24 protein-coding genes and 1 pseudogene are annotated in these 25,141 nt (G+C 73.2%); 21 read left to right on the forward strand and 4 right to left on the reverse strand.

Annotated features, from left to right (window positions below):
* Positions 1-5: 5 nt before the first annotated feature.
* Entirely contained in the window at positions 6-851 is an 846-nt protein-coding gene (gene mutM / locus JOD66_RS22745) for a bifunctional DNA-formamidopyrimidine glycosylase/DNA-(apurinic or apyrimidinic site) lyase (protein WP_204839087.1), read from the forward strand.
* Here mutM and JOD66_RS22750 read toward each other — a convergent pair.
* Positions 802-2,157, reverse strand: coding sequence for a hypothetical protein (locus JOD66_RS22750; RefSeq protein WP_204839088.1), 1,356 nt, complete (start codon positions 2,155-2,157; stop codon positions 802-804). The two genes, mutM and JOD66_RS22750, sit on opposite strands and share 50 nt — an antisense overlap.
* Complete coding sequence (locus JOD66_RS22755) at positions 2,154-2,801, reverse strand: RNA polymerase sigma factor (RefSeq protein ID WP_204839089.1); 648 nt, start codon at positions 2,799-2,801, stop codon at positions 2,154-2,156. The genes JOD66_RS22750 and JOD66_RS22755 overlap by 4 nt, the downstream gene beginning before the upstream one ends.
* Positions 2,802-2,959: 158 nt before the next feature.
* On the opposite strand from JOD66_RS22755, the gene JOD66_RS22760 reads away from it, so the two are divergent.
* The 7 genes from JOD66_RS22760 to JOD66_RS29645 all read left to right on the forward strand — a co-directional run bounded on the left by JOD66_RS22760 (position 2,960) and on the right by JOD66_RS29645 (position 11,757).
* Positions 2,960-3,910 carry a calcium-binding protein gene (locus JOD66_RS22760; protein WP_204839090.1) on the forward strand — a complete coding sequence of 317 codons (951 nt, stop codon included), beginning with the start codon at positions 2,960-2,962 and terminating at the stop codon, positions 3,908-3,910.
* Positions 3,911-3,987: 77 nt separating this feature from the next.
* Positions 3,988-4,923, forward strand: a complete 936-nt coding sequence (locus JOD66_RS22765) for a calcium-binding protein (protein WP_204839091.1) — start codon at positions 3,988-3,990, stop codon at positions 4,921-4,923.
* Positions 4,924-5,112: 189 nt separating this feature from the next.
* Complete coding sequence (locus JOD66_RS22770) at positions 5,113-5,307, forward strand: hypothetical protein (protein WP_141799620.1); 195 nt, start codon at positions 5,113-5,115, stop codon at positions 5,305-5,307.
* Positions 5,308-5,860: 553 nt separating this feature from the next.
* On the forward strand, positions 5,861-9,421 hold the full coding sequence (gene smc, locus JOD66_RS22775) for a chromosome segregation protein SMC (protein WP_204839092.1): 3,561 nt from the start codon (positions 5,861-5,863) through the stop codon (positions 9,419-9,421).
* Positions 9,418-9,876 (forward strand): acyl-CoA thioesterase, encoded by a 459-nt coding sequence (locus tag JOD66_RS22780; protein ID WP_204839093.1) that lies wholly within the window; start codon positions 9,418-9,420, stop codon positions 9,874-9,876. Before smc ends, JOD66_RS22780 begins: the two co-directional genes overlap by 4 nt.
* 101 nt (positions 9,877-9,977) lie before the next feature.
* Entirely contained in the window at positions 9,978-10,166 is a 189-nt protein-coding gene (locus tag JOD66_RS22785) for a hypothetical protein (RefSeq protein WP_204839094.1), read from the forward strand.
* 28 nt (positions 10,167-10,194) lie between these two features.
* Positions 10,195-11,757: a glycosyltransferase family 2 protein gene (locus JOD66_RS29645; RefSeq protein ID WP_204839095.1), complete on the forward strand. Its 1,563-nt coding sequence runs from the start codon at positions 10,195-10,197 to the stop codon at positions 11,755-11,757.
* A gap of 51 nt (positions 11,758-11,808) precedes the next feature.
* Here the strand turns inward: JOD66_RS29645 and JOD66_RS22795 are convergent, their stop codons facing one another.
* Positions 11,809-12,072 carry a hypothetical protein gene (locus tag JOD66_RS22795; protein WP_204839096.1) on the reverse strand — a complete coding sequence of 88 codons (264 nt, stop codon included), beginning with the start codon at positions 12,070-12,072 and terminating at the stop codon, positions 11,809-11,811.
* 50 nt (positions 12,073-12,122) lie between these two features.
* Between JOD66_RS22795 and ftsY the strand changes: the two genes are divergently transcribed.
* The 5 genes from ftsY (at position 12,123) to JOD66_RS22820 (ending at position 18,751) form a co-directional block, all read left to right on the forward strand.
* Positions 12,123-13,289 carry a signal recognition particle-docking protein FtsY gene (gene ftsY / locus JOD66_RS22800; protein WP_372442712.1) on the forward strand — a complete coding sequence of 389 codons (1,167 nt, stop codon included), beginning with the start codon at positions 12,123-12,125 and terminating at the stop codon, positions 13,287-13,289.
* A 120-nt stretch (positions 13,290-13,409) separates the two neighbouring features.
* Positions 13,410-14,750 carry an ammonium transporter gene (locus JOD66_RS22805; protein ID WP_307823667.1) on the forward strand — a complete coding sequence of 447 codons (1,341 nt, stop codon included), beginning with the start codon at positions 13,410-13,412 and terminating at the stop codon, positions 14,748-14,750.
* Positions 14,747-15,085 (forward strand): P-II family nitrogen regulator, encoded by a 339-nt coding sequence (locus JOD66_RS22810; RefSeq protein ID WP_204839098.1) that lies wholly within the window; start codon positions 14,747-14,749, stop codon positions 15,083-15,085. The genes JOD66_RS22805 and JOD66_RS22810 overlap by 4 nt, the downstream gene beginning before the upstream one ends.
* Positions 15,086-15,203: 118 nt before the next feature.
* Positions 15,204-16,505, forward strand: a complete 1,302-nt coding sequence (locus JOD66_RS22815; protein ID WP_204839099.1) for an ammonium transporter — start codon at positions 15,204-15,206, stop codon at positions 16,503-16,505.
* On the forward strand, positions 16,502-18,751 hold the full coding sequence (locus JOD66_RS22820) for a [protein-PII] uridylyltransferase (RefSeq protein WP_204839100.1): 2,250 nt from the start codon (positions 16,502-16,504) through the stop codon (positions 18,749-18,751). The genes JOD66_RS22815 and JOD66_RS22820 overlap by 4 nt, the downstream gene beginning before the upstream one ends.
* On the opposite strand, the gene JOD66_RS22825 is transcribed toward JOD66_RS22820, so the two are convergent.
* Complete coding sequence (locus tag JOD66_RS22825; RefSeq protein ID WP_204839101.1) at positions 18,714-18,992, reverse strand: hypothetical protein; 279 nt, start codon at positions 18,990-18,992, stop codon at positions 18,714-18,716. The genes JOD66_RS22820 and JOD66_RS22825 overlap by 38 nt on opposite strands.
* 69 nt (positions 18,993-19,061) lie before the next feature.
* Between JOD66_RS22825 and ffh the strand changes: the two genes are divergently transcribed.
* The 8 genes and pseudogenes from ffh to JOD66_RS28705 all read left to right on the forward strand — a co-directional run bounded on the left by ffh (position 19,062) and on the right by JOD66_RS28705 (position 25,033).
* The gene (ffh, locus tag JOD66_RS22830; RefSeq protein WP_204839102.1) at positions 19,062-20,639 is read left to right on the forward strand and encodes a signal recognition particle protein; all 1,578 of its coding nucleotides are present in this window, start codon (positions 19,062-19,064) and stop codon (positions 20,637-20,639) included.
* Positions 20,640-20,778: 139 nt separating this feature from the next.
* Complete coding sequence (locus JOD66_RS22835; protein WP_204839103.1) at positions 20,779-21,159, forward strand: NYN domain-containing protein; 381 nt, start codon at positions 20,779-20,781, stop codon at positions 21,157-21,159.
* 49 nt (positions 21,160-21,208) lie between these two features.
* Entirely contained in the window at positions 21,209-22,291 is a 1,083-nt protein-coding gene (locus tag JOD66_RS22840) for an amidohydrolase family protein (RefSeq protein ID WP_204839104.1), read from the forward strand.
* A gap of 187 nt (positions 22,292-22,478) precedes the next feature.
* Positions 22,479-22,967 carry a 30S ribosomal protein S16 gene (rpsP, locus tag JOD66_RS22845; RefSeq protein WP_204839105.1) on the forward strand — a complete coding sequence of 163 codons (489 nt, stop codon included), beginning with the start codon at positions 22,479-22,481 and terminating at the stop codon, positions 22,965-22,967.
* A gap of 4 nt (positions 22,968-22,971) precedes the next feature.
* On the forward strand, positions 22,972-23,211 hold the full coding sequence (locus JOD66_RS22850) for an RNA-binding protein (RefSeq protein WP_204839106.1): 240 nt from the start codon (positions 22,972-22,974) through the stop codon (positions 23,209-23,211).
* A gap of 59 nt (positions 23,212-23,270) precedes the next feature.
* Entirely contained in the window at positions 23,271-23,834 is a 564-nt protein-coding gene (rimM, locus tag JOD66_RS22855) for a ribosome maturation factor RimM (protein ID WP_204839107.1), read from the forward strand.
* Positions 23,831-24,502 (forward strand): annotated as a pseudogene (trmD, locus tag JOD66_RS28700) (tRNA (guanosine(37)-N1)-methyltransferase TrmD); the annotation flags it as partial. The gene rimM and the pseudogene trmD, both read left to right, overlap by 4 nt.
* 93 nt (positions 24,503-24,595) lie before the next feature.
* Positions 24,596-25,033: a GNAT family N-acetyltransferase gene (locus tag JOD66_RS28705; protein ID WP_307823785.1), complete on the forward strand. Its 438-nt coding sequence runs from the start codon at positions 24,596-24,598 to the stop codon at positions 25,031-25,033.
* Positions 25,034-25,141 lie beyond the last annotated feature (108 nt).

Genomic DNA, 25,141 nt, shown 5'->3' on the forward strand with positions numbered 1-25,141 from the left:
CGCGCATGCCCGAGCTCCCCGAGGTCGAGGTCGTCCGTGCCGGCCTCGAGCGCCACGTCACCGGCGCCACCATCGCCGCCGTCGACGTCCTCCACGACCGGCCGGTGCGACGCCACCCGAGCGGGGCGTCCGGCTTCGCGGCCGCGCTGACCGGCCGCCGGATCGAGGGCGCCCGCCGACGCGGCAAGTACCTCTGGCTCCCGCTCGACGACGGCAACGCGATCCTCGGTCACCTCGGCATGAGCGGCCAGATGCTGGTGCAGCCGGTCGACGCCCCGGCCGAGCGGCACCTCCGGGTGCGCTTCGCGCTCACCGGCACCGACCACGGCCGCGAGCTGCGCTTCGTCGACCAGCGGATGTTCGGCGGGCTCTCCGTCTCGCTCGACGGCGCCGTCCTGCCTCCCGAGATCGCCCACATCGCCCGCGACCCGCTCGACCCGGAGTTCGACGACGAGCTGTTCGTCGCCCGGCTGCGCCGGCGTACCTCGGGCGTCAAGCGGCTGCTGCTCGACCAGGGCCTGATCTCGGGCGTCGGCAACATCTACGCCGACGAGTCCCTCTGGCGGGCTCGGCTCCACGGCGAGCGCCCCGGCGACCGGCTCAGCCGGGCCAAGGCCGTCGAGCTGCTCTCCCACGCCCGCGACGTGATGAACGAGGCGCTGGCCCAGGGCGGCACCTCTTTCGACGCGCTCTACGTCAACGTCAACGGCGAGTCCGGCTACTTCGACCGCTCGCTGCACGCCTACGGCCGCGAGGGCGAGCCCTGCGACCGGTGCGGTACGCCGATCCGCCGGGTCGCCTTCATGAACCGGTCGTCGTACTTCTGCCCGAGGTGTCAGCGCCGGTCGTAGCGCTCGGGGTGCCGGTCGGATCCACGGTCGGCGAGCTCGACGGCGAGGGCATGCTCGGCGTGCTCGGCGGGGCCTTCGGCTCGCGCGGCACCCGCACCGTGATCCACCTCTTGACCGCGGTGTGGGTGGAGGTGCGCAGCACCCGCACGAGCACCCGCACGCGCCCGGTGTAGCCCGAGAGGTCGTAGCTCGCGTTGCCCTGGTCGTCGAGCCGCCGGATGCCGATGCGGACCAGGCGGCCGTCGGGGGCGCGCCGGCTGACGGTGATCGCGTCGCCGGTCCCCGCGCCGACGGTGTGGGCGTCGACGATCGCGCCGGTGGCGCTCAGGGTCAGGATCGGCTGGACGCCGATCCGGCGGGTGCGGGAGAGCAGGACGTCGTCGGGCTCGGAGTCGCCGTCGGTGTCGAGCTCGACGCGGAACCGGTAGGTGGTGGTCTCCAGCAGCGTGCCGGTGGCGAAGATGGCGGTGCCGTCCTGACCGGTGACGGCGGTGCCCGCGCGGGTCCAGGCACTGGAGCCGTGGCGCTGGAGCAGGGTCACCTCGGCGCCCTCGACGAGCTCGCCGTCGTCGCGGACCAGGCCGGTGACGGTGGCGCGGCCGCCGGTGACGACGCGCCGGACGGAGGTCGTGGCGCCGACCGAGGTGGCGCTGACCGGGGGAGCGGGGGTGCCGGTGGTGGGGGCGGTGTCGCCGGTCGAGGGGCTGGTGGGGCTGCTGGAGCCTGCCGTCGGGGAACCGGTCTCGGAGGTCGGAGCGGTCGGCGTCGGCGCGGTGGGGTCGGTGGGGCTGCCGCTCTCCGCGTCGGCCCATCCGTGGTCGCCCTGGGTGGTCGAGGAGCCGGCGTGGGGCGAGTGCCCCTGCTGAGGCGTACGGCGGTCGGTGGACTCGGTCGGGTGCGGAGCCGAGGGGGAGGGCGGGGGCGTGGGGCGGGGCGCGGTCGTCTCGGGGGTGAGGGGCCTTGCCGGCGGGACGCCGACACCGCCGAACGCGTCGTGGGCGATGGCCTGCACGGAGGGCGGCAGATGCTGGGTATAGGCGGCCGCGGCCATGCCTCCGGTGAGGGTGACGGTCGCGAGCAGCGCGGCGCCGCCGACGCCGACCCGACCGACGATCCGCCCGCCGCGCGCGGCCCTGCCGCCACGGCCGCCGCGGGCGACACCGTCGTGGGCGGCGGGCCGGGCGGAGGCGAAGGCGGCCACGAAGCGGGCCTCGTCGGCCAGCTCGGCGGGCGTGCCGGGGGCGCGCAGGGCGCGGACCAGGTTCGAGTCCTCGAACTCCGCAAGGTCGTCGTGCTCCGTGCTCATCTGCTCACCCCCCTCCTGGTGCGGCTCTCCTGTGTCGTGGCCAGCTTCTTCAACGCGCGATGGACGTTGACCGCCACCGTGCCGGGCTTCTTGTCGACGATCGCGGCGACCTCGGCCACCGAGAGCCCGGCCACCACCCGCAGCATCACCATCTCGGCCTGGGCCGCGGGCAAGGTGGCCACCAGACGGACGGCCGCCTCGGTGTCGGCCCGCTCGAGTGCGGCGGCCTCCGCGCTGGGCGCGGTGCCGATGTCGATCACCTCGGCGGTGGGCGTGCTGGGGCGCGCGGCCCGGGCGCGGCCGGCGTCGATCGCGCGGTGCCGGCCGAGGGTGAACACCCAGGCGCGGAACTCGGCCGGCCCACCGGAGAAGCGGTGCAGGTCGCGCACGACGTGCAGCCAGGTCTCCGCGGCGATGTCCTCCGCGCTGTCCCGCTCGCGCACCCGCAGGTAGCGCAGCAGCGGCGGGTGGAGCAGCCGCCAGACCTCGCCGAAGGCGCCCTCGTCGCCGTCGAGGGCCCGGGCCAGCGGCTCGCCGAGGGGATCGGCGGTGCGCGGGGGCACGGGCGCGGTCAGGACGGCTCCTCGCTCGACGGTCAGGGCACGGACGGCGGGAGGTCCGGGAACCTCCCCGAGCTCGCCCACCGCCATCGATCCTGACACACCACGGTGAGCGGGCCGGGTGGTCGATCCATTACACCCGCGCGCCGCTTTTCCCTGCCTTCCCCGTCCGCCGGTGTGTAATCCCTCACCCCCGTCGTCCGCTCCCTGGGTGTCGGTCCATCTCTCGGAGGGTGCACACCATGAACCGTCGAACTCGGGCAGTGACGAGTCTGGCCGCGTTGGCGACGGGCGGCGCCCTCTGGGTCGCCGTCGGCGTCCCGGCCACCGCCGGTGCCGCGGCCCCACCCGAGTGTGGTGGCCGGCCGGCGACGGTCGTCGGGACGGAGGGCGACGACGTCCTCGTCGGGACGGCGGGTGACGACGTCGCCTTCCTCGGCAAGGGCAACGACCGCTTCGACGCCTACGGCGGCAATGACGTCGTCTGCGGTGGCGACGGCAACGACATCGTGCTCGCCGGCGACGGCAACGACATCGTCAACGGCGGGGAGGGCGACGACTGGATCGACGCCGGCGCGGGCGACGACAAGGTCAGCGTGCTCGCCGGTCGCGACGGCGTGCTGGGCGGCGACGGCGCCGACACGATCACCGTCCGGGTCCCCGTCGCCGACGTCCACGCCGGCGCCGGGAACGACATCGTCTACGCCAGCTGGCTGACCACGCCGCTGCGGATGAACTCCGGCGACGACACCGTCGTCTTCCACAACACCTCGGGCGACGTGCGGGGCGGCAGGGGCGACGACGTCTTCCTCGAGGCGGCGCCCGACCCGGTCTTCGTCGACCAGCCGGACCTCAACCGCGCGACCACCTCGCTGCTGCTCGGCGGCTCGGGCGAGGACACCTTCACCCTGGTCACCCAGTCGGCGCCGGTCCGCCTCGACGCGGCGCTCGGCCTGGCGACCTGGCAGGACAACGCCGCCCGCCTCCGCGGGATGCAGGTCTACGTCGGGGGCATCGGCAACGACGTCCTGCTCGGCAGCGACCGGGGCGAGACGATCCGCGGCAAGGCGGGCGAGGACGTGGTCCGGGGCCGGGCGGGCGACGACCGGCTCCGCGGCGGCCCGGGCGTCGACGTGGTCTACGGCGGCGCCGGGCGCGACGACTGCACGGGCGAGGCCCGGCACTCCTGCTGACCACCGGCTGTAATACCCCACCTCCGCGATCCGCTGTGGTGGGTGTCATGTTCGACGACATCCAAGGAGTACGAACCATGCACACCAATCTTCGGCGTACGGCGGGTGCGCTCGCCCTCGTGACGGGTGGGGCCCTGTGGGCCACGACCGTCGTCTCCGGGACGGCGTACGCCGTCGACCCGCCGCTGTGCAACGGCAAGCCGGCGACGATCGTCGGCACCGACGGCGACGACGTCCTCACCGGCACGACCGGCGACGACGTCGTCTACCTCGGCAAGGGCAACGACAAGTTCGACGGCCTCGAGGGCAACGACACCATCTGCGGCGGCGACGGCAACGACACCATCGACGGCGGCGCGGGCGACGACTGGATCGACGGCGGGGCCGGCGACGACAAGATCACCGTCCTCGAGGGCCACGACGTCGTCTTCGGCGGCGACGGCGACGACACCATCACCTCGAAGGTCCCCGCGGCCGACATCAGCGCGGGCGCGGGCGACGACATCGCCTACGTCAGCTTCCTGACCAGCCCCAGCATCCTGAAGATGAACGCCGGCGACGACACCATCGTCTTCGACCGCACCTCGGCGGAGCTGCGTGGCGGCAAGGGCGAGGACGCCTTCCTGGTCGGCACCCCGGCGCCGGCGACGGGTGAGCCGACCCCGGGCCTGAACACCGCGACCACCTCGGTGCTCAAGGGCGGTTCGGGCGTCGACACCTTCACCCTCGCGCCGCTGACCACTCCGGTCCGGCTCGACGTAGCCGCCGGCTGGGCCACCTGGGAGGGCGGCAACAAGCCGACCCTGAAGGGCTTCCAGGCCTACATCGGCGGTGCCGGCAACGACACCCTGCTCGGCAGCGACCGTCCCGAGACGATCCGCGGCAAGGCGGGCGACGACGTGATCCGCGGCCGCGGCGGCAACGACATCCTGCGCGGTGGCCCGGGCGTCGACGTGGTCTACGGCGGTGCCGGGCGCGACAACTGCACCGGCGAGGTCAAGCACGGCTGCTGACCCCCTGAGCGTGCCGGGAGGGCCCGGTCTCCGGGCCTTCCCCGTTGCGGTGACCCGCGGCCTTCCCGGCACTCGTCCGCGCCCCCGGTCCGGGGGTGCGTCGCAGGTTTGACCGGGCCGTCCCGAAGTGGGACTCTTGGAGACGGCCCCCCACGGGCCGACACCCGTCGAACCGGAAGGCTCAACTTCATGGCCAAGGCGCTGATCGGCCACCTGAACAGCGACCTCCGCGACCCCCGCATCGCCCTCGAGAACGCTCGACTGCGCAACCGGGTCGCTGAGCTGGAGTCCCTCGTCCTCCGCCTCTCCGAGGAGAACGACAAGCTGATGTCGGCCCGCGCGGCCGAGATCTTGACCGGCGACGCGGAGATGCAGCCGGCCTGAGCAGGACTCCGACGACGGGCTCCCGTCGTCGCCCCAGGTGACACCAGAACGGACCACCCCCGCCCCCAACGGCGCCGGGTGGTCCGAACGCCTTTTTCCGCGCGGTGGCCGCCTCGCGAGAGCGCGTCGCGAGCGCGCAGCGACTCTCGGCCTCGGGAACGGCGGCGTTCGAACCGCAGTGGGAGGCGCGCCCTCGATCGGATCGGCTGTAACACGGAGTCCGCTGCTCTTCGTGACGCGGTTCGGCTGTACCGGACCCGCACGGACTGGTTCTGGCGACGTCTGGGGTCCGGAAGGCCAGCGAACTCCGTGTTACAGCCCGCAGTCGGCGCCGCGAGCGACCCGGGGCTCGGCGACGCCCTCCCGGCCGGACTGCCACCCGCCGGCGGGCCCGTCGCGCGGGGCGTGCCCCAGTCCCGGCACATCGCGTACGCCGACGACGACTACGGCCCCGCTCGGGGTGCAGCGATCCGTCGGACCGCCGGGGTAACGTGAGGCCTGCCGAGCTTCCCCCGCGTCGGAACCACCTTGCCCGACCCCGAAGGGAGACCGCGTGTACCTGAAGAGCCTGACCCTCAAGGGGTTCAAGTCCTTCGCCTCCGCGACGACCCTGCAGCTCGAGCCCGGCATCACCTGCATCGTCGGCCCCAACGGCTCCGGCAAGTCCAATGTCGTCGACGCGCTCGCCTGGGTGATGGGCGAGGCCAGCGCCAAGAGCCTGCGCGGCGGCAAGATGGACGACGTCATCTTCGCCGGCACGTCCGGGCGTCCGCCCCTCGGCCGGGCCGAGGTGGTGCTGACCATCGACAACTCCGACGGCGCGCTGCCGATCGACTACACCGAGGTCACCATCAGCCGGACCATGTTCCGCACCGGTGGCTCCGAGTACGCCATCAACGGCACGACCTGCCGCCTGCTCGACGTCCAGGAGCTGCTCAGCGACTCCGGCATCGGTCGCGAGATGCACGTCATCGTCGGCCAGGGCCAGCTCGACCAGATCCTGCACGCGACGCCGGAGGACCGGCGCGGGTTCATCGAGGAGGCCGCGGGCGTCCTCAAGCACCGCAAGCGCAAGGAGAAGGCGCTGCGCAAGCTCGACTCCACCGAGGGCAACCTCAACCGGCTCAACGACCTGCTCAGCGAGATCCGGCGCCAGCTCAAGCCGCTGGGGCGCCAGGCCGAGGTGGCGCGGCGCGCGGCGACGGTGCAGGCCGACGTCCGCGACGCCCGGGCTCGGCTGCTCGCCGACGACCTGGTCACCGCGCGCACGTCGCTGGAGCAGGAGCTGGCCGACGAGAGCGTGCTGCTGGCCCGTCGCGAGGAGGTGGAGGCCGGGATCGCCGCCGCGCGCGAGCAGGAGGCGACGCTCGAGGCCGCGCTGCGCGAGGACCTGCCGGCGCTGTCCGCCGCCCAGGAGACCCTCGCGTCGCTCACCGCGCTGCGCGAGCGCTTCCGCGGCACCCAGAGCCTGGCCGCCGAGCGGGTGCGCAACGCCGCGGGAGTCGCCGAGAGCGAGGTCGAGCAGGGCCGCGACCCCGACGAGATCGAGGCCGAGGCCGCGCGGCTGGCGGCCCAGGAGGCCGAGATCGCGGCGCAGGTCACGGCGCAGCAGACCGCGCTCGAGCAGGCCGTCGCGGCGCGCCGCGGGGCCGAGGAGGCCGCGGCCGCCGAGGAGCGCCGGGTCGCCGGCCTGCTCCGGGCCGCCGCCGACCGCCGCGAGGGGCTGGCCCGGCTCCACGGCCAGGTCAACACGCTGCGCTCGCGCGCCCACGCGGCCGAGGAGGAGATCGGTCGGCTCGAGGCCGCCCGCGCCGACGCGCTCGCCCGGGCTGAGCGCTCGCAGCGTGACTTCACCGCCCTCGAGACCAAGGTCGCCGGCCTCGACGCCGGTGAGGAGGGCCTCGACGCCGAGCACGAGGCGGCCGTCGCCGCGCTCGACGACATCGAGGAGCGCCTGGTCAAGGTCCGCGAGGAGGCCCAGCAGGCCGACCGCGACAAGGCCGGGCTGAGCGCCCGCAAGGAGGCGCTCGAGATCGGCCTGGCCCGCAAGGACGGCGTCGGTGCGCTGCTCGCCGCGTCCGACACCCTCTCCGGCCTGCTCGGCTCGGTCGCCGCCCTGGTCTCGGTCCGCGGCGGCTACGAAGGAGCGGTCGCCGCCGCGCTCGGCGCCGCCGCCGACGCGGTCGCCGTCACCGACGCCGACACCGCCGTCGCGGCCATCGACCACCTCAAGAACGACGACCTCGGCCGGGCCGGGATGCTGCTCGGCGGGGGAGAGGCCGAGACCACGACCGACTGGCCGGCGCTCCCGCCCGGCACGTCGTACGCCGTCGAGGTGGTGGAGTGTCCCGCCCAGATCCGACCCGCGCTCAACCGCCTGCTGCGCAAGGTCGCGGTCGTCGACGACCTCGACGCCGCCCGTGCGCTGGTCGCCGGACTCGCCGACGTGGTCGCGGTGACGCGCGACGGCGACCTGCTCGGCGCGCACTTCGCCTCCGGCGGCTCCCACGCCAGCCAGAGCCTGATCGAGATCCAGGCCGCGGTCGACGAGGCCGCCGAAGCGCTGGTCGAGGCGGTCGCCGCCGCCGAGCGGCTCGGCTTCGACCTGGCCCGGCTCGAGAACGAGCGGATCGAGGGTCGCCAGCGCGTCGACGTCGCCCTGGCCCGGCTCCACGAGTCCGACGCGACCCTGGCGGCGGTGGCCGAGGAGCTCGGCCAGCACGGCTCGCTGGCCCGCGCCGCCCGGGCCGAGGCCGAGCGGATGACCGAGGCCATCGCCCAGGCCGAGACCTCCCGCGAGCAGGCCCTGGTCGGGCTGGCCGAGCTCGAGCAGCGGCTGGCGAGCGCCGAGCAGGACACCGACGAGGAGCCCGACACCACTGAGCAGGAGCGCCTGGTCGAGGCCACCCGCGCGGCCCGCCAGAGCGAGATGGAGGCCCGGCTCTCGCTGCGGACCTCCGAGGAGCGGGCCCGCGCGCTCCACGGCCGGGTCGACCAGATGCGCAAGGCCGCCGAGTCCGAGCGCCAGGCCCGCGCCCGGGCCGCCGAGCGTCGTACCCGACTGCTCGCCGAGGGCCGCGCCGGCCAGGCCGTCGCCGCCGCCGTCACCTTCGTGCTGGCCCGCCTGGAGGCGTCGATCGAGGAGGCCACCGCCCGGCGCCAGTCGGTCGAGGAGTCCCGCCGTGGCCGCGAGCAGGAGCTGATGGTCGTGCGCCAGACCCTGCGCGACCTCGGCAAGGAGCACCAGGACCTGGTCAGCTCCGTCCACCGCGACGAGATGGCCCGTGCCCAGCAGCGGATGCGCATCGAGCAGATCGAGACCAAGGCGCTCGAGGAGCTCGGCCTCGAGCCCGACGGCCTGATCGCCGACTACGGTCCCGACCAGCCGGTGCCGGTCCTCGAGCCGCCCGCGGAGGGCGAGGCCGCCGACGCCGAGCCCCGCACTGTGCCCTACGTCCGCGAGGAGCAGGCCAAGCGGCTCAAGACCGCCCAGAAGGCGCTCGGCATGCTCGGCCGGGTCAACCCGCTCGCGCTGGAGGAGTTCAGCGCCATGGAGGAGCGCCACCAGTTCCTCTCCGAGCAGCTCGAGGACCTGCGCGCCACCCGCAAGGACCTGCTCGACATCGTCAAGGACGTCGACGTCAAGGTCGAGCAGGTCTTCACCGAGGCGTACGCCGACGTCACCAAGGCCTTCGACCACACCTTCGCGCGGCTCTTCCCCGGCGGCGAGGGCCGGCTGGTCCTCACCGACCCCTCCGACATGCTCGCCACCGGCGTCGAGGTCGAGGCCCGGCCCCCCGGCAAGAAGGTCAAGCGGCTCTCGCTGCTCTCCGGTGGCGAGCGCTCGCTGGTCGCGGTCGCCTTCCTCGTCGCGCTGTTCAAGGCCCGCCCCTCGCCGTTCTACATCCTCGACGAGGTCGAGGCCGCGCTCGACGACACCAACCTCGGCCGCCTGCTGGAGATCTACGAGGAGCTGCGCGAGAACTCGCAGCTGCTGGTCATCACCCACCAGAAGCGCACCATGGAGGTCGGCGACGCGCTCTACGGCGTCACCATGCGCGGCGACGGCGTGTCGGCGGTGATCAGCCAGCGGCTGCGGGACGAGTCCGCGTGACGACTCCCGACCGCACCCGGCCCGACCGGTCGGCGTACCGCGTCTGGCGGACGGCGACGACGCGCTGGTCCGACGACGACGTCTACGGTCACCTCAACAACGCGCGCTACTTCGACCTGATCGACACCGCGGTCAACGCCCACCTGCACGACGCCACCGGCACCGACATCCGCAGGCTTCCCCAGATCGGGGTGGTGGCCGAGGTGAGCTGTCGCTACTTCGCCGAGATGGGCTACCCGCGCCCGATCGAGCTCGGGCTCGCGGTCGAGCGGATCGGCACCTCCTCGGTGGTCTACCGGGTCGGCCTGTTCCAGGGTGACCCCGAGGGCGAGGGCGCGCTCGCGTCGGCGGAGGGCCGGTTCGTCCACGTCTACGTCGACGACACCGACCCCGCGCGTCCCACCACGCCGGTCCCCGAGCTGATCCGCGCCGCCGTCGCGCCGCTGGTGGTGTGACCTCCGCCGCTCCCCGGCAGCGCCCGGGAGCGGCGATGCCGGAGCCCTTGGGCCCGGGGTGCAGGATGGTGGCATCGCGATCCCTACTCGGAGGAGTCGAAGTGCTGTTCGTCGCGCTGGCCATCGGGCTGAGCCTGGTCGTCTCGGCCGTCGTCGCCCTCTATGTCGCCTATCCCCACCGGGGCGCGCAGATGCCGGTCGTGCCGTGGCTGGGTGACGCGCTCGGTCGCGCGGTCGACTCCGCGCCGGTGTTGGCCGACGACGAGCGCGACCTGCAGCGGCTGGGCTGATCCGGCCCGATCTGGGACGATCGCGCTCGTGCGTCCGCCCCGGGTCTCCCTCGTCACCGCCGTCTACGCCCCGCCGCGTCGGGCGTTCGAGGACACCGTGGATTCGGTGCTGTCCCAGACCTGCGAGGACTGGGAGTGGGTGGTCACCGACGACGGCTCGCCCGCGGACTGGGTGGTGCCCCGGTTGCGGGAGCTGGCCGCCGCCGACCCACGGGTCAAGGTCGCGGTCCGCGCCGAGAACGGCGGGATCGTGGCGGCCAGCAACGACAGCCTGGACCGGGCGACGGGTGAGTTCGTGGTGCTGCTCGACCACGACGACGTCCTCGAGCCGCATGCTCTCGCCACCATGCTGGCGGCGGTCGACGCCGACGAACGCCCCGACGAGGTCGACTACGCCTACAGCGACCAGGCCCGGATGACCGATGACGGGCGGCGCAAGAAGCCGTTCCGCAAGCCGGAGTGGTCGCCGGAGCGGCTGCGGCACCACATGTACACGTTGCACCTCTCGATGCTGCGCCGCTCGCGGGTGGTCGAGGTCGGCGGCTTCCGGCCGGGCTACGACGGCTCCCAGGACCACGACCTGGTGCTCCGGGTCACCGAGCGCGGCGGCCGGGTGCTGCACGTCCCGGAGGTCCTCTACTACTGGCGCGAGGTTCCGGGCTCGGCGGCCGCGGACCCCGAGGCCAAGCCGTACGCCAGCGTGGCCGGGGTCCGGGCGGTGCAGGACCACCTCGACCGGCTCGGCATCGCCGCGACCGTGGAGCACGGACCCCGGCCGTGGCTCTACCGGGTCCGCCGCGAGCCCGACCTCACCACGCCGGTGAGCGTCATCGTGCCGACCCGCGGCTCACGCGCCGAGGTCGGCGGACGGTCGCGGGTGCTCGTGGTCGAGGCGATCCGATCGGTGCTGGCGAGCTCGCGGCACCGCGCGATCGAGGTGGTGGTGGTCTACGACAGGGAGACCCCGGACGAGGTGCTGGCGGAGCTGGCGAGCATCCCCGAGGTGCGGTTGGTGGCCTTCACGGAGCCGTTCAGCTTCTCGGCCAAGATCAACGTCGGCGCGCTGCATGCGACGGGTGAGGTGCTGGTCCTCCTCAACGACGACACGGAGGCGGTGTCCGACGGGCTGGTCGAGACCCTGATCGCCCCGCTGCGCGAGCCGGGGGTCGGGGTGACCGGGGCGAAGCTGCTCTTCGAGGACGGCCGGATCCAGCACGCCGGGATCATCTACGGCAGCGGCACCCTGCACCACCACTACTTCAAGGCCGACGGCGACGCGCTGGGGAGTCGCGGCGAGCTCCAGATCAACCGTGAGGTGTCCGCGGTCACCGCCGCCTGCCTCGCCGTACGTCGCGAGGTGTTCGACGAGGTCGGCGGACTGACCGAGCTGCTGCCCGGCAACTTCAACGACGTCGACTTCTGCCTCAAGGTCCGTCGGCACGGCCTGCGCTGCCTGTGGCTGCACGACGTCGTGCTCCACCACTTCGAGTCGGCCACCCGCGACCCTCGGGTCCATGGCTTCGAGCGCCGGCTGATCAAGCAGCGATGGGGCGACTACAAGGTGATCCCGGAGCCCTACCAGATCCGCTGAGTCGGCCGGCGGTCGCCGCTCAGTCGCTCAGTCGCTCAGTCGCTCAGTCGCTCAGTCGCGCAGCCGCCGGGCGACGGCTCCGGCCTTGCGGCGCAGGCGTGCGCCCGGGCGCGCGTCCCGGGCGGCGAGCTCGGCCTCCAGCTCCCGCACCCGGCGGGCGTGCTCGACCTGGGTCCGCTCGAGCGCGGCGCGCAGGGTCGCGACCTCGGCGCGCAGGCCTTCGAGCTCGTCGCGCGCGGCGAGCCGGTCCCGGCCGGCGCGCTCGAAGGCCGCGACGTCGGGCGTGGCCGGTCCGGGCTGGTGTTCGTCGGGCACGGCCGCAATCTACCCTCCGGAATCCGACGTCCCGGGGTCACGGTGATTGGATGGGGCCCATGCAGGAATGGCTCTACCTCGTCATCGGGATCGCCGTCGTCGGCGTCCTCGCGATCGTCGGCTTCGTCGGGACTCGGGTACGCCGGACGCCGCGGGTGCCCGACGCGACCACCGACGTCGTCGCTCCGCCGGCCCCGCCCGCCGAGACCGTCGAGACGCCCGATGCGGTCGAGGCGCCGGTCGAGGCACCCCCGGCCGAGGTCGTGGTCGAGGAGCCCGCCGCGCCCACGGTGGAGACGCCGGAGAAGCCGGCCTCCCGCCTGGTCCGGCTGCGCCAGCGGCTGGCGGGGTCCAATGCCCTCGGCCGTGGCCTGCTCGGCCTGCTGAGCCGCGAGAAGCTCGACGAGGACACCTGGGAGGCGATCGAGGACCTGCTCCTCGCGGCCGACATCGGCGTCGCGCCCACCCAGGAGCTCGTCGAGCGGCTCCGCACCCGCCTGCGGGTCGAGGGCGGCGCCGCCCCCGACGCCCGTCAGGTGCTGCGCGAGGAGCTGATCAACCTGGTCGACCCGGGCATGGACCGCTCGCTGAAGGTGAGCGGCGAGGGCGAGGCCCCGGGCGTGGTCCTGGTCGTCGGCGTCAACGGCACCGGCAAGACCACCACGGTCGGCAAGCTGGCCCGGATCCTGGTGGCCGACGACCGCACCGCGCTCCTCGCCGCGGCCGACACCTTCCGCGCCGCCGCGACCGAGCAGCTCGCCACCTGGGGTGAGCGGGTCGGCGTCGAGGTGGTCCGCGGTCCCGAGGCCGGGGACCCGGCGAGCGTCGCCTTCGACGCCGTCAAGCAGGGCGTGGACCGCGGCGTCGACACCGTCGTAGTCGACACCGCGGGCCGGCTGCAGAACAAGCAGGGCCTGATGGACGAGCTCGGCAAGGTCAAGCGGGTGATCGAGAAGCAGGCCCCGGTCACCGAGGTGCTGCTCGTGCTCGACGCCACGACCGGCCAGAACGGGCTGATCCAGGCCAAGGTGTTCTCCGAGGTGGTCGACGTGACCGGCATCGTGCTCACCAAGCTCGACGGCTCCGCGAAGGGTGGCATCGTGGTCGCGGTGCAGCGCCAGCTCGGCGTACCCGTCAAGCTGGTCGGCCTCGGCGAGGGCCCCGACGACCTGGCGCCCTTCGACGCGGCCGCGTTCGTCGACGCGCTGCTGGGCTGAGCTCTCGCCGGTTCCGCGCCACGGTGCCCGTCACGGTCCCGTAACCGGCCCGGGGCACCCGTTACCTGCCCGAAACATCCGGTCGGCTGAGCCGAAACCTGGGCCGCCGATGGTTCGGGTGTGGAAAACGGCTACTACACCTGGATGCTGGTGTCGGCCTCGCTCGTCTTGTTGATGACCGCCCCCGGACTGGCGCTCTTCTACGGCGGCATGAGCCGGACCAAGTCGGTGCTCAACATGATGATGATGTCCTTCAGCGCCCTCGGCGTGGTGGGCATCGTGTACGCCCTGTGGGGCTGGTCGATGTCGTACAGCACGACCTTCGCCACCGCGGACGGCGCGACCGGCAAGGAGATCGGCAAGCTCTTCTCCAACCCGTTCACGCAGTTCGGGCTGGAGAGCACCGACCCCGCCAACTACGTCTTCGTGGCCTTCCAGCTGACCTTCGCGGTGATCACCGCGGCGCTGATCAGCGGCGCGGTGGCGGACCGGATGAAGTTCTCGGCCTGGCTGGTCTTCCTGCCGATCTGGGTGACCCTGTCGTACTTCCCGCTGGCCCACATGGTCTGGGGCGGGGGCTTCCTCAGCGGCGTCGAGGGCGGCCTGGCCGACCTGCTGTTCTCCGGTGACGGCGGCGCCGAGGTGGCACCGATCGACTACGCCGGCGGCACCGTCGTCCACATCAACGCCGGTGTCGCGGGCCTGGTCCTCGCACTCCTGCTCGGCCGGCGGCTCGGCTTCGGCAAGGAGCCGATGAAGCCGCACAACCTGACCCTGACCATGATCGGCGCCGGCCTGCTGTGGTTCGGCTGGTTCGGCTTCAACGTCGGCTCGATCGTCAACCTCGACGCCTACACCACCGAGACCGGCCTGGTCTGGCTGAACACCACGCTGGCCACCTGCGCCGCGATGATGGGCTGGCTGCTCGTGGAGAAGCTCCGCGACGGGCACGCGACCTCGCTCGGCGCCGCGTCCGGCGTGGTCGCCGGCCTGGTCGCGATCACCCCGGCCTGCGGCAACCTGGTGCCCTGGAGCTCGATCGTGCTCGGCCTGGTCGCCGGTGGCGTCTGCGCCCTCGCGGTCGGCCTGAAGTACCGCTTCGGCTACGACGACTCCCTCGACGTCGTCGGCGTCCACCTCGTCGGTGGCCTGATCGGCACCATCGGCGTCGGCTTCCTCGCGTCCAACGAGGGCGGCCTGCTCACCGGGGGTGGCGCCAAGCAGCTGGTCGTCCAGGTCCTGGTCGCGCTCTTCGCGATGGTCTGGTCGGCGATCGCCACCCTGGTGGTCGGGCTCGGCATCAAGGCCGCGATCGGCCTGCGGCTCCCGGAGGAGGACGAGGTCGACGGGATCGACTTCGCCGAGCACGGTGAGGCGGCCTACGATCTCACCACCGGCGGCGGTGCCGCTCGTCGTACCTCGCTCCTGAGCACGTCCACCCCTTCGGAGGTAAGCGCATGAAGCTGGTCACCGCGGTCATCAAGCCGCACAAGTGGGAGGACGTCCGGGAGGCGCTCGAGGCCTTCGGCGTCACCGGGATGACGGTCAGCGAGGTCAGCGGTTACGGACGGCAGAAGGGCCACACCGAGGTCTACCGGGGCGCGGAGTACGACATCGCCCTGGTCCCCAAGATCCGGATCGAGATCGTCGTCGACGACGCCGACGCGACCGACATCGTCGGGATCATCACGAAGACGGCCCACACCGGCCGGATCGGCGACGGAAAGGTCTGGGTGAGCCCGGTCGAGTCGGTGGTGCGGGTGCGCACCGGCGACACCGACACGGCCGCACTGTGAACTGAGAACGCCTCGTGACCGGGGCCCGCCGGCGTGGCGGGCCCCGGCTTCACCCGCGCGTAACCGCCGCCGGGAGACGCGTTACACGCGCGAAACAAAGTCACCGCACAGTGTCGGGATGCCTGATCTGCTCCTCGTCGCGTCCGCGGCGCCGGCCTCGGCCGCCGGTGACACCGCCTGGCTGCTCGCCGCGGCCGCCCTGGTCCTGCTGATGGCACCGGGCCTCGCCTTCTTCTACGGCGGGATGGTCCGCTCCAAGAGCGTGCTGAACATGATGATGATGGTCTTCGGGGCGCTGGCCGTGGTCATGGTGGCGTGGGTCCTCGTCGGCTACTCGCTGGCCTTCGGCGACGGTCTCGGCGGCGGACTGATCGGCGACCCCACCCAGTACCTCGGGTTCAAGGGGATGCTCGAGGCCGACCCCGACGCGTCGTACCCGATCACCCTCTTCGCGGCCTTCCAGGGCCTGTTCGCCGTGATCACGGTCGGGCTGATCGCCGGCGCGATCGCCGATCGCACCCGGTTCGGGACCTGGCTGCTGTTCGCCGCGCTGTGGACGGTGCTGGTCTACGCGCCGGTCGCGCACTGGATCTTCGGTGGCGGCTGGATGGCGAGCCGGCTCGGTGCGCTCGACTTCGCCGGCGGTACGGCGGTGGAGATCAACTCCGGTGCGGCCGGGCTCGCGGCGGCGCTCGTCCTGGGGCGTCGGGTCGGCTTCGGCCGGGACCCGATGAAGCCGCACAACCTGACGCTCGTCATGGTCGGCGCCGGCCTGCTGTGGTTCGGCTGGTTCGGCTTCAACGCCGGCTCCGCACTGGCCGCCGACAACACCGCGGCCATCGTCTTCGTCAACACCCTGCTCGCCGGCTGCACCGGGCTGCTCGCCTGGCTCGCCGTCGAGCGCTACCGCGACGGCCACGCCACGTCCTTCGGCGCCGCGTCGGGCGTGGTCGCCGGCCTGGTCGCGATCACCCCGTCCTGCGGCGCGGTCACGCCGATCGGCGCGATGCTGGTCGGCCTCGCCGCGGGCGCGATCTGCGCGCTCGCGGTCGGGCTCAAGTACACCTTCAAGTACGACGACTCCCTCGACGTGGTCGGCGTGCACCTGGTCGGCGGCCTGGTCGGGACCGTCCTGATCGGCCTGCTCGCCTCCTCCTCGGTGACGCACGTCGACGGGCTGCTCTACGGCGGGGGAGCCGACCAGCTCGGCAAGCAACTGGTGGCGGCCGGCGCGACCCTCGTGTTCTCCTTCACCATGACCGCGCTGCTGGTGTGGGTGCTGGAACGGACCGTCGGCTTCCGGGTCGACCCGGAGCACGAGGTCGCCGGCGTCGACCTGGTCATCCACGCCGAGACCGCCTACGACCTGCACACCGCCACCGGCGGGGCCCGTCCGCACTTCGGTCACGGCCCGGGATGACCGCAGCCGAGCGGGCCGCCCGGACCGAGGCGGCCGACGCGCTCTGCCTGAGCGCGTACGACGACGCCGCCGGTCCCGACACGGGTGTCGCGCTGGTCGCGGTGGGTGGCTACGGGCGGGGCGAGCTGGCGCCGTACTCCGACCTCGACGTGGTCCTCGTGGCCGACGAGGGCGTCGACGAGGAGCGGTGGCACGAGCTGGCGGGCCGGGTCTGGTACCCGCTGTGGGACTCGGGGGCCAAGCTCGACCACGCCGTGCGCACCCTCCCCGAGATGCTGGCCGCGGCCGAGGCGGACGTGCGGGTGGCCTCCGGCCTGCTCGACGTACGCCAGGTGGCGGGCGACCCCAGCCTTGCGCTGCGGCTGCGGGCCACCACGCTGGCCCACTGGCGGCGCCAGGCCCGGGAGCGGCTGCCGGAGCTGCGCGAGCTGGTCCGCAGCCGCCACCGGCTGGTCGGGGAGCTGGCGCATCTGTCCCTGCCCGACCTCAAGGAGGCCGAGGGCGGGCTGCGGGACGCGACCGTGCTCAAGAGCCTGACCGCGACCTGGCTGGTCGACGTGCCCGCGGCCGACCTGGAGCGCTGCCGGCAGCAGCTGCTCGACGTACGCGACCTGCTGCACGACGCGGCGGGCCGGGCCTCCGACCGGATCGCGCCCGAGCACTGGGGGCCGCTCGCCGAGGGGCTCGGGCTGCCTGACGAGGCGGCGGCACAGCGCTACGTGCGCGAGCTCGGGCGGCGGGTGACCCACCTGTCGCGGCTGGCCTGGCGGCGTGCCGACGACGCCGTAAGACGCACCCCGGCCGCGCGTCCGCGGCGCCCGGAGCTGGAGCGGGTGGCGCCCGGCATCGCGCTCTCGCGTGGCGAGATCGTGCTGGAGGCCGGGGTCCGGCCCGCGGCGGACCCGGTGCTGCTGCTCCGCGCGGCGGCGGAGGCGGCGGTGCGCGACGTCGTGCTCGCTCCGCCGACCGCGGCGCGGCTGGTGCGCGAGGGCGGAGCCCTCCCCGAGCCGTGGCCCGACGAGGCGCGCCAACAGCTGGTGCGGCTGCTGGCGGCGGGGCCGGGACTGCTGCCGGTGTGGGAGACCCTCGACGAGACCGGTGCGCTGGACCGGATCCTGCCGGAGTGGGAGCGGATCCGGCTGCTGCCGCACGCCTCGGCCATCCACAGGTTCACCGTCGACCGGCATGTCGTCGAGACCTGCGTCGAGGCGGCCGCGCTGATCCGCGAGGTGTCGCGCCCGGACGTGCTCGTGGTGGCCGCCTTGCTCCACGACATCGGGAAGGGCGAGCTGACCGAGCACAGCGTCGCGGGCGCCCCGATCGCGCGGGCCATCGCCACCCGGATGGGCTTCGGGGCCCGGGAGGTCGAGCTGATCGCCCAGCTGGTGCGCTGGCACCTGCTGCTCGCCGACGTCGCCACCACCCGCGACCCCGACGACCCGGCCACCATCGACGCCCTCCTGGAGCACATCGACAGCCTCGACGCGCTGGCCCTGCTGACCGCGCTCACCGAGGCCGACGCCAAGGCCGCCTCGCCCAAGGCCTGGTCGTCGTGGCGGGCCGGGCTGGTGCTCGACCTCTCCCGCCGGGCCCGCGCCGCGCTGGAGCGGGGGAGCGCGCCGCCCGCGTTCACCGTCGACGAGATCCCGGTCCCGGCCGGGGTCGTCGACGGCGACGTCTCGATCGTCGTCGAGCCGGTCGTCGACGGCTCCCGGGTCACGGTGGTGGCCCTGGACCGGGTCGGGCTGCTCGCCGACGTGGCCGCCGTGTTCGCGCTGCGCCGGGTCGCGGTGCGCGCCGCCCGGCTGTGGGCGCAGGGGGAGTACGCCGTGTCGATCTGGGACGTCGCCGAGAGCGGCCTCGACCCCGGTGCCCTGGGCGACCAGCTGGACGCGGTCACCTCCCGGCGGGTGGACCCCGCCGCCCGGCTCGCGGCGCGACAGGTCCCCGGCGAGCTGGACCCGGCGGTCGTCGTACGGCCGGAGGCGAGCGACCACGCGACCGTGCTCGAGGTGCGCGCCGCCGACCGGCTCGGCGTGGTCCACCTGGTGAGCGCCGCGCTCGCCGCCCTGGACATGACGGTGCGCTCGGCGCACATCTCCACGCTGGGGCCGCAGGCGGTGGACGTGTTCTACGTCCAGGAGGTCGCGGCCGGCGCGCTGTCGGAGACTAGGGCCGCCGAGGCCGCCCACGCGGTGCGGCGCGCGGTCAGCGGGTCCGGCGTACCCTCGCCACGCCCGAGCTGAGGTCGACCCGGACCGGCCGGTCGTCGTCATCGGGGTTGGGCGTGACCGTCCCCTGGTTGTCGTGGGACTTCAGGTCGCGGTCGGCCCGGGCCCGGGCCGGGTCGAAGACGTCGATGAAGCTGCCCATCCCGTCGGCGACGCCGCTGCCGGTGGGTCCGCCGTGGCGGAGCGTGCGGTGGCCGGCGACGAGCACCAGGACGAGCAGCACGAGGCCCGCTCCGAGGAAGACGGCGACGGTCATGCTCGTCAGTGTAGGCACCTCAACTAGAGTGGATCCTGGCCGTTTTCCGTCTCCCTCGAGGACTCGCTCTTGTTCGCCACACTGTCCGACCGTCTCGCCGCGACCTTCAAGAACCTCCGCGGCAAGGGGCGGCTCTCCGAGGCCGACATCGACGCGACCGCCCGCGAGATCCGGATCGCGCTGCTCGAGGCCGACGTCGCGCTCCCGGTCGTCAAGGACTTCGTCGCCGCGGTCAAGGAGCGCGCCCGGGGCGAGGAGGTCAGCCAGGCGCTGAACCCCGCCCAGCAGGTCGTCAAGATCGTCAACGACGAGCTGGTGGCGATCCTCGGCGGCGAGACGCGCCGGCTGCGCTACGCCAAGACCGGGCCCACCGTGATCATGCTGGCCGGCCTCCAGGGCGCCGGCAAGACCACGCTCGCGGCCAAGCTCGCGCTGTGGCTCAAGGAGCAGGGCAAGACCCCGATGCTGGTGGCCTGCGACCTGCAGCGCCCCAACGCCGTCCAGCAGCTGCAGGTCAACGGCGAGAAGGTCGGCGTGCCCGTCTACGCCCCCGAGCCCGGCAACGGCGTCGGCGACCCGGTCTCCGTCGCGAAGGCCTCGATCGAGGAGGCCAAGCGCAAGCTCCACGACGTCGTCATCGTCGACACCGCGGGCCGCCTCGGCGTCGACGCGGAGATGATGGCGCAGGCCGCCGGCATCCGCGACGCCGTCCAGCCCGACGAGGTTCTGTTCGTCGTCGACGCGATGATCGGCCAGGACGCCCTGGTCACCGCCCAGGCCTTCCTCGACGGCGTCGGCTACGACGGCGTGGTCCTCACCAAGCTCGACGGCGACGCCCGCGGCGGTGCCGCGCTGTCCATCCGCCAGGTCACCGGCAAGCCGGTCATGTTCGCCTCCTCCGGCGAGAAGATGACCGACTTCGACGTCTTCCACCCCGACCGGATGGCCTCGCGAATCCTCGACATGGGCGACGTCCTGACCCTGATCGAGCAGGCCGAGAAGGCCTTCGACCAGGAGGAGGCGCTCAAGGCCGCCGAGAAGCTCACCCAGGGCGACTTCACCCTCGACGACTTCCTCGCGCAGATGCAGCAGCTGAAGAAGCTCGGCTCGATGCAGAAGATCCTCGGGATGCTGCCCGGCATGGGCCAGATCCGCGAGCAGCTCGAGAACTTCGACGAGCGCGAGATCGACCGGATCGAGGCCATCATCCGCTCGATGACGCCCGCCGAGCGCGCCAACCCCAAGCTGATCGACGGCTCCCGCCGCGCCCGCATCGCCAAGGGCTCGGGACGCAGCGTCTCCGACGTCAACGGCCTCGTCGACCGCTTCTTCGAGGCGCGCAAGATGATGATGCAGATGGCCCGGGGTGGCGGGATGCCCGGGATGCCCGGGATGCCGGGGATGCCCGGCATGGGCGGGCCCGGCGGCGGCAAGCGGGTCAGCGCCAAGCAGAAGGCCAAGCAGGCCAAGGGCAAGGGCGCCCGGCGCTCCGGCAACCCGGCCAAGGCCGCGCAGGAGGCGGCCGCGGCCAAGGCGAAGGCCGCCGAGGCCAAGCCGAACCCGTTCGGCATCGGCAAGGACATCGACTACGAGGCCGCGGCGGAGAACCTGCAGCTGCCCAAGGACTTCTCGAAGTTCCTCAAGTAGGGCGGGTTTCTTACGTAGGCCACTCAACTTGGATTCGGCCCTGTTGCGGTTTGGGACCAAACCGTGCAAATCGGGGCCAATGCGGTGCAGTCTGTGCCCAATCGACGCTTCTGACGTCGCCAAGATCCCAGGGAGTGAGATGACCTCGGTCCTCATCGTGGACGGCGCGAACGTCGTGGGCGCCCGGCCAGACGGTTGGTGGAAGGACCGGGCGGGCGCGGCTGCTCGGCTCCACGAGCAGCTCCTCGTGGCCGACATCGAGTACGACGTCGTCGTGCTCGTGCTCGAGGGCCAGGCCAAGGGCGGTGTCCGGGCCGGCAAGGACGCGCACGTGCGGACCGTGCACGCCGCCAAGGACGGCGATACGACGATCCTCGCGGAGGCGCGCAAGGCCACGGAGCGGGTGGCCGACAAGGGCGGCCGGGTCGTCGTGGTGACCGCCGACCGGGCGCTGGACGCCCGGGTCCACGGGGTCGGTGCGACGACTCTCTCGCCGACCTGGCTGCTGGCTCGCCTGTGACCCCCTTCGGGGGCATCGCCCGACCGGCGGCGTTGGTAGCGTCGCGCACGTGAGTGCGCTGCGGTTCTCCGGTCCGGTCCTGCCCGACGGCGAGCCCCGGGAGGTGTACGTCGTCGACGGGCGGGTCACCTACGAGCGTCCGCCCGGGCTGGTGGGTGCGGAGACGGCCGGCGAGGGCTGGATCGTCCCGGGCCTGGTCGACGCCCACAACCACCTCGGTCTCGCCGACGGGGGAGCGGTCGACGACGCGGAGATCGAGCGGACCGCCGTCGCGGACCGCGACAACGGCGTGCTGCTCACCCGCGACTGCGGGTCACCGGCCGACACCCGTTGGGTCCAGGACCGCGAGGACCTGCCCCGGCTGATCCGCTGCGGGCGGCACGTCGCCCGCACCCGGCGATACCTGCGCAACTACGCCCAGGAGGTCGAGCCCGACGGTCTCGCCGACGCGGTCGCCGAGCAGGCCGCGGCCGGCGACGGCTGGGTGAAGCTGGTCGGCGACTGGATCTCCCGGGAGGAGGGCGACCTGGCGCCGTCCTTCCCCGCCGACGCGGTCGCGGCCGCGATCGGGGTCGCCCACGCGCAGGGTGCGAAGGTCACCGCGCACTGCTTCGGCGCCGACTCGCTCGGCCCGCTCCTCGACGCCGGCATCGACTGCATCGAGCACGGCACCGGTCTCTCCGAGGCGCACCTCGCCCGGATGGTCGACCAGGGCGTCGCGCTGGTGCCGACGGTGCTGCAGACGAGCAAGTTCCCCGAGTTCGTGGCCGCCGCGCAGGGCAAGTTCCCGGCGTACGGCGCGACCATGGAGGCGCTCTTCCGGACCCGGCGCGAGGTGCTCATGGCCGCCTACGACGCCGGCGTCGCGATGTACGTCGGCAGCGACGGTGGCGGGTCGGCACGCCACGGGGTGCTCCACGAGGAGATCCTCGCGATGGCGGCGATGGGCCTGCCGAACGAGTACGTGCTGGGCGCGGCCTCGTGGCGCGGCCGGGCCTGGCTGGGCTGGAATCCCGGCCTCGACGAGGGCGACCCCGCCGACTTCGTGATCTACCCCCGCAACCCGGTCGAGGACCTCTCGGTGCTCACCGAGCCGTCCCGGGTGGTGCTGCGCGGCAGGGTCGTTGCCTGAGGGGCCGTCGGCGCCTCCCCTGATTTCTGCCCTGCCGACCCGGCGTGGCAGACTGTCCGACTGAGTTCTGCGACGTCCGGTCCCTCTCAACCGGTGGTGGCAGAACCCGTCCGAGTCCGGGCGCCGGTGTCCCCACCTGGTCGTCCCTGGCTCACCCACCACCAGTTCTCAAGGAGACACCACAAACGTGGCCGTCAAGATTCGTCTGAAGCGCCTGGGCAAGGTCCGGGTCCCGCAGTACCGCATCGTCATCGTCGACTCGCGCAAGAAGCGCGACGGCGCGGTGATCGAGGAGATCGGCAAGTACCACCCCAAGGAGGACCCGTCGTACATCGACGTCGTCTCCGAGCGGGCGCAGTACTGGCTGGGCGTCGGCGCGCAGCCGTCCGAGGCCGTCGAGGCCATCCTCAAGGTCACCGGCGACTGGCAGAAGTTCAAGGGCATCGACGGCGCAGAGGGCACCCTCAAGGTCAAGGAGCCCAAGCGCGACAAGCTCGAGATCTTCAACGAGGCCCTCAAGGAGGTCGCCAGCGAGCCCAAGGCCTCGGCGACCACCGCGAAGAAGAAGGCCGACAAGAAGGCCGACAAGGTCGAGGAGAAGGTCGAGGAGGCGCCGGCCGAGGCCGCCGCCGAGGAGACCGCCGAGACCCCGGCCGACGAGAACGCCGAGGCCTGAGCCGATGCTGGCTGACGCGCTGGAGCACCTCGTCCGCGGAGTGGTCGACCACCCCGACGACGTCGTCGTGCGCGACAAGCAGCTGCGCCGCGGCTCGGTGCTCGAGGTCCGGGTCCACCCCGACGACCTCGGCAAGGTGATCGGGCGCAGTGGTCGCACCGCCACCGCCTTCCGCACCGTGATCTCCGCGATCGCCGGCAACAGCAGCACCCGGATCGACTTCGTCGACACCGACCGCCGCTGAGCACGACCCACCCGAGCAGCCCCGCACCGATGTGCGGGGCTGCTCGCATTTCCGGGAGAATGCACCGCATGGAATCGCTGGAGGTCGTCGTCGGCCGGATCGGGAAGCCGCACGGCATCCGGGGCGAGGTGACCGTCGACGTGCGCACCGACGAGCCCGAGCGCCGGTACGCCGACGGCGCGGTGCTCCGGGTCGAGGCGCCGCGCGGCTCGGCCTTCGCCGCCCGCACCCTCACCGTCACCCGCACCCGCTGGCACCAGGGCGTGCTGCTCGCGAGCTTCGCGGAGCTGCCGGACCGGACCGCGGCCGAGGCGGCCCGCGGTGTGGTGCTGCGCGCCGTCGTACCCGCCGACGAGAGCCCCGACGACCCCGACGAGTTCTACGACCACCAGCTGGTCGGGCTCGCCGCCTACGACCTCGAGGGCGTCCACCTCGGCGAGGTGGTCGGGCTGACCCACGGCGCCCAGGACCTGCTCCGGATCGAGACGCCGGACCGGCGCGAGGCGCTGGTGCCGTTCGTGACCGCGCTGGTGCCCGAGGTCGACGTGGCCGGCGGGCGGGTGGTCATCGCCGACCGGCCCGGGCTGGTCACGCCCTTCCCCGACGACGAGGACGACGCGTGAGGCTCGACTACCTCACCATCTTCCCCGACTTCTTCGCGCCCCTGGAGCTCTCGCTGCCGGGCAAGGCGGCGGCGAGCGGGCTGCTGGAGTTCGGCGTCCACGACCTGCGGCGCTGGACCCACGACCGGCACCGCACTGTCGACGACACGCCGTACGGCGGCGGCGCGGGGATGGTCATGAAGCCCGAGCCGTGGGGCGAGGCGTTCGACGAGCTGCTCACGCCGGGGGCGACGGTCGTCTTCACGACGCCCTCGGGCGAGCCGTTCGACCAGCGCCTCGCCGAGGAGCTCGCGACCCGGGAGCGCCTGGTGTTCGCGTGCGGCCGCTACGAGGGCATCGACCAGCGGGTGATCGACCATGCGCGCGAGGTGGCCGAGGTGCGCGAGATCAGCCTCGGCGACTATGTCCTCAACGGGGGAGAGGTCGCGGCGCTGGCGATCACCGAGGCCGTGGTGCGGCTGCTGCCCGGCTTCATGGGCAACGCCGCCTCGCTGGTGGAGGAGTCGCACGCCGAGGGCGGGCTGCTGGAGTACCCCGTCTACACCAAGCCGCCGGCCTGGCGCGGTCGCGAGGTCCCCGCGGTGCTGCGCTCGGGCGACCACGGCAAGGTCGCGGCCTGGCGCCACGAGCAGGCCGTACGACGGACCGCCGAGCGTCGCCCCGACCTGCTCGCCCCGTCGGTGCTCGACGACGGCAGCCCGATCGTGCGTGCCACCCCGGGCGACGCGGGGGAGATCCTGACCCTCCAGCGAGCCTGCTGGGTGCAGGAGGCGCTGGCCAACGACACCCTCGACATCCCGGCCCTCCAGGAGTCGCTCGACGACGTCCGCGCCTCGATCGCGGAGTGGGACACCTATGTCGTGCGGCGGGCCGGCCGACTGGTCGGCGCGGTGCGCGGCCGGCTCGACGGCGAGCACACCTGGGACATCGGCCGGATCATGGTCGCGCCCGACCTGCAGGGCAGCGGGCTGGGGCGCGCCCTGCTCGAGCACATCCAGGCGGTGGCGCCGGCCGGCGTGACGTCGTACCTGCTGTTCACGGGCGCGGCGAGCGCGCGCAACCAGCGCCTGTACAAGCGGGCGGGCTTCCGGCTGCGCGCCGGCCTGCCGGGCCCGCCCCACACCGTCACGCTGACCAAGCGGGTGCCGGACGAGACGGCCCGGCGTCATCGGGACGTCACACGGCCGGGCGAGCTGTAACCGCCCCGAAACCTGCCCCGGACCCCGGCGAAACCCCACGCCGCGATGCTCTCCACGGACGCCGGCAGCAGGGCTGCTGCCCTGCGCCACGTTTCCCGAGTAGAGCAA

The organism is Nocardioides nitrophenolicus, assembly GCF_016907515.1.
GTDB classification, from domain to species: Bacteria; Actinomycetota; Actinomycetes; order Propionibacteriales; family Nocardioidaceae; genus Nocardioides; species Nocardioides nitrophenolicus.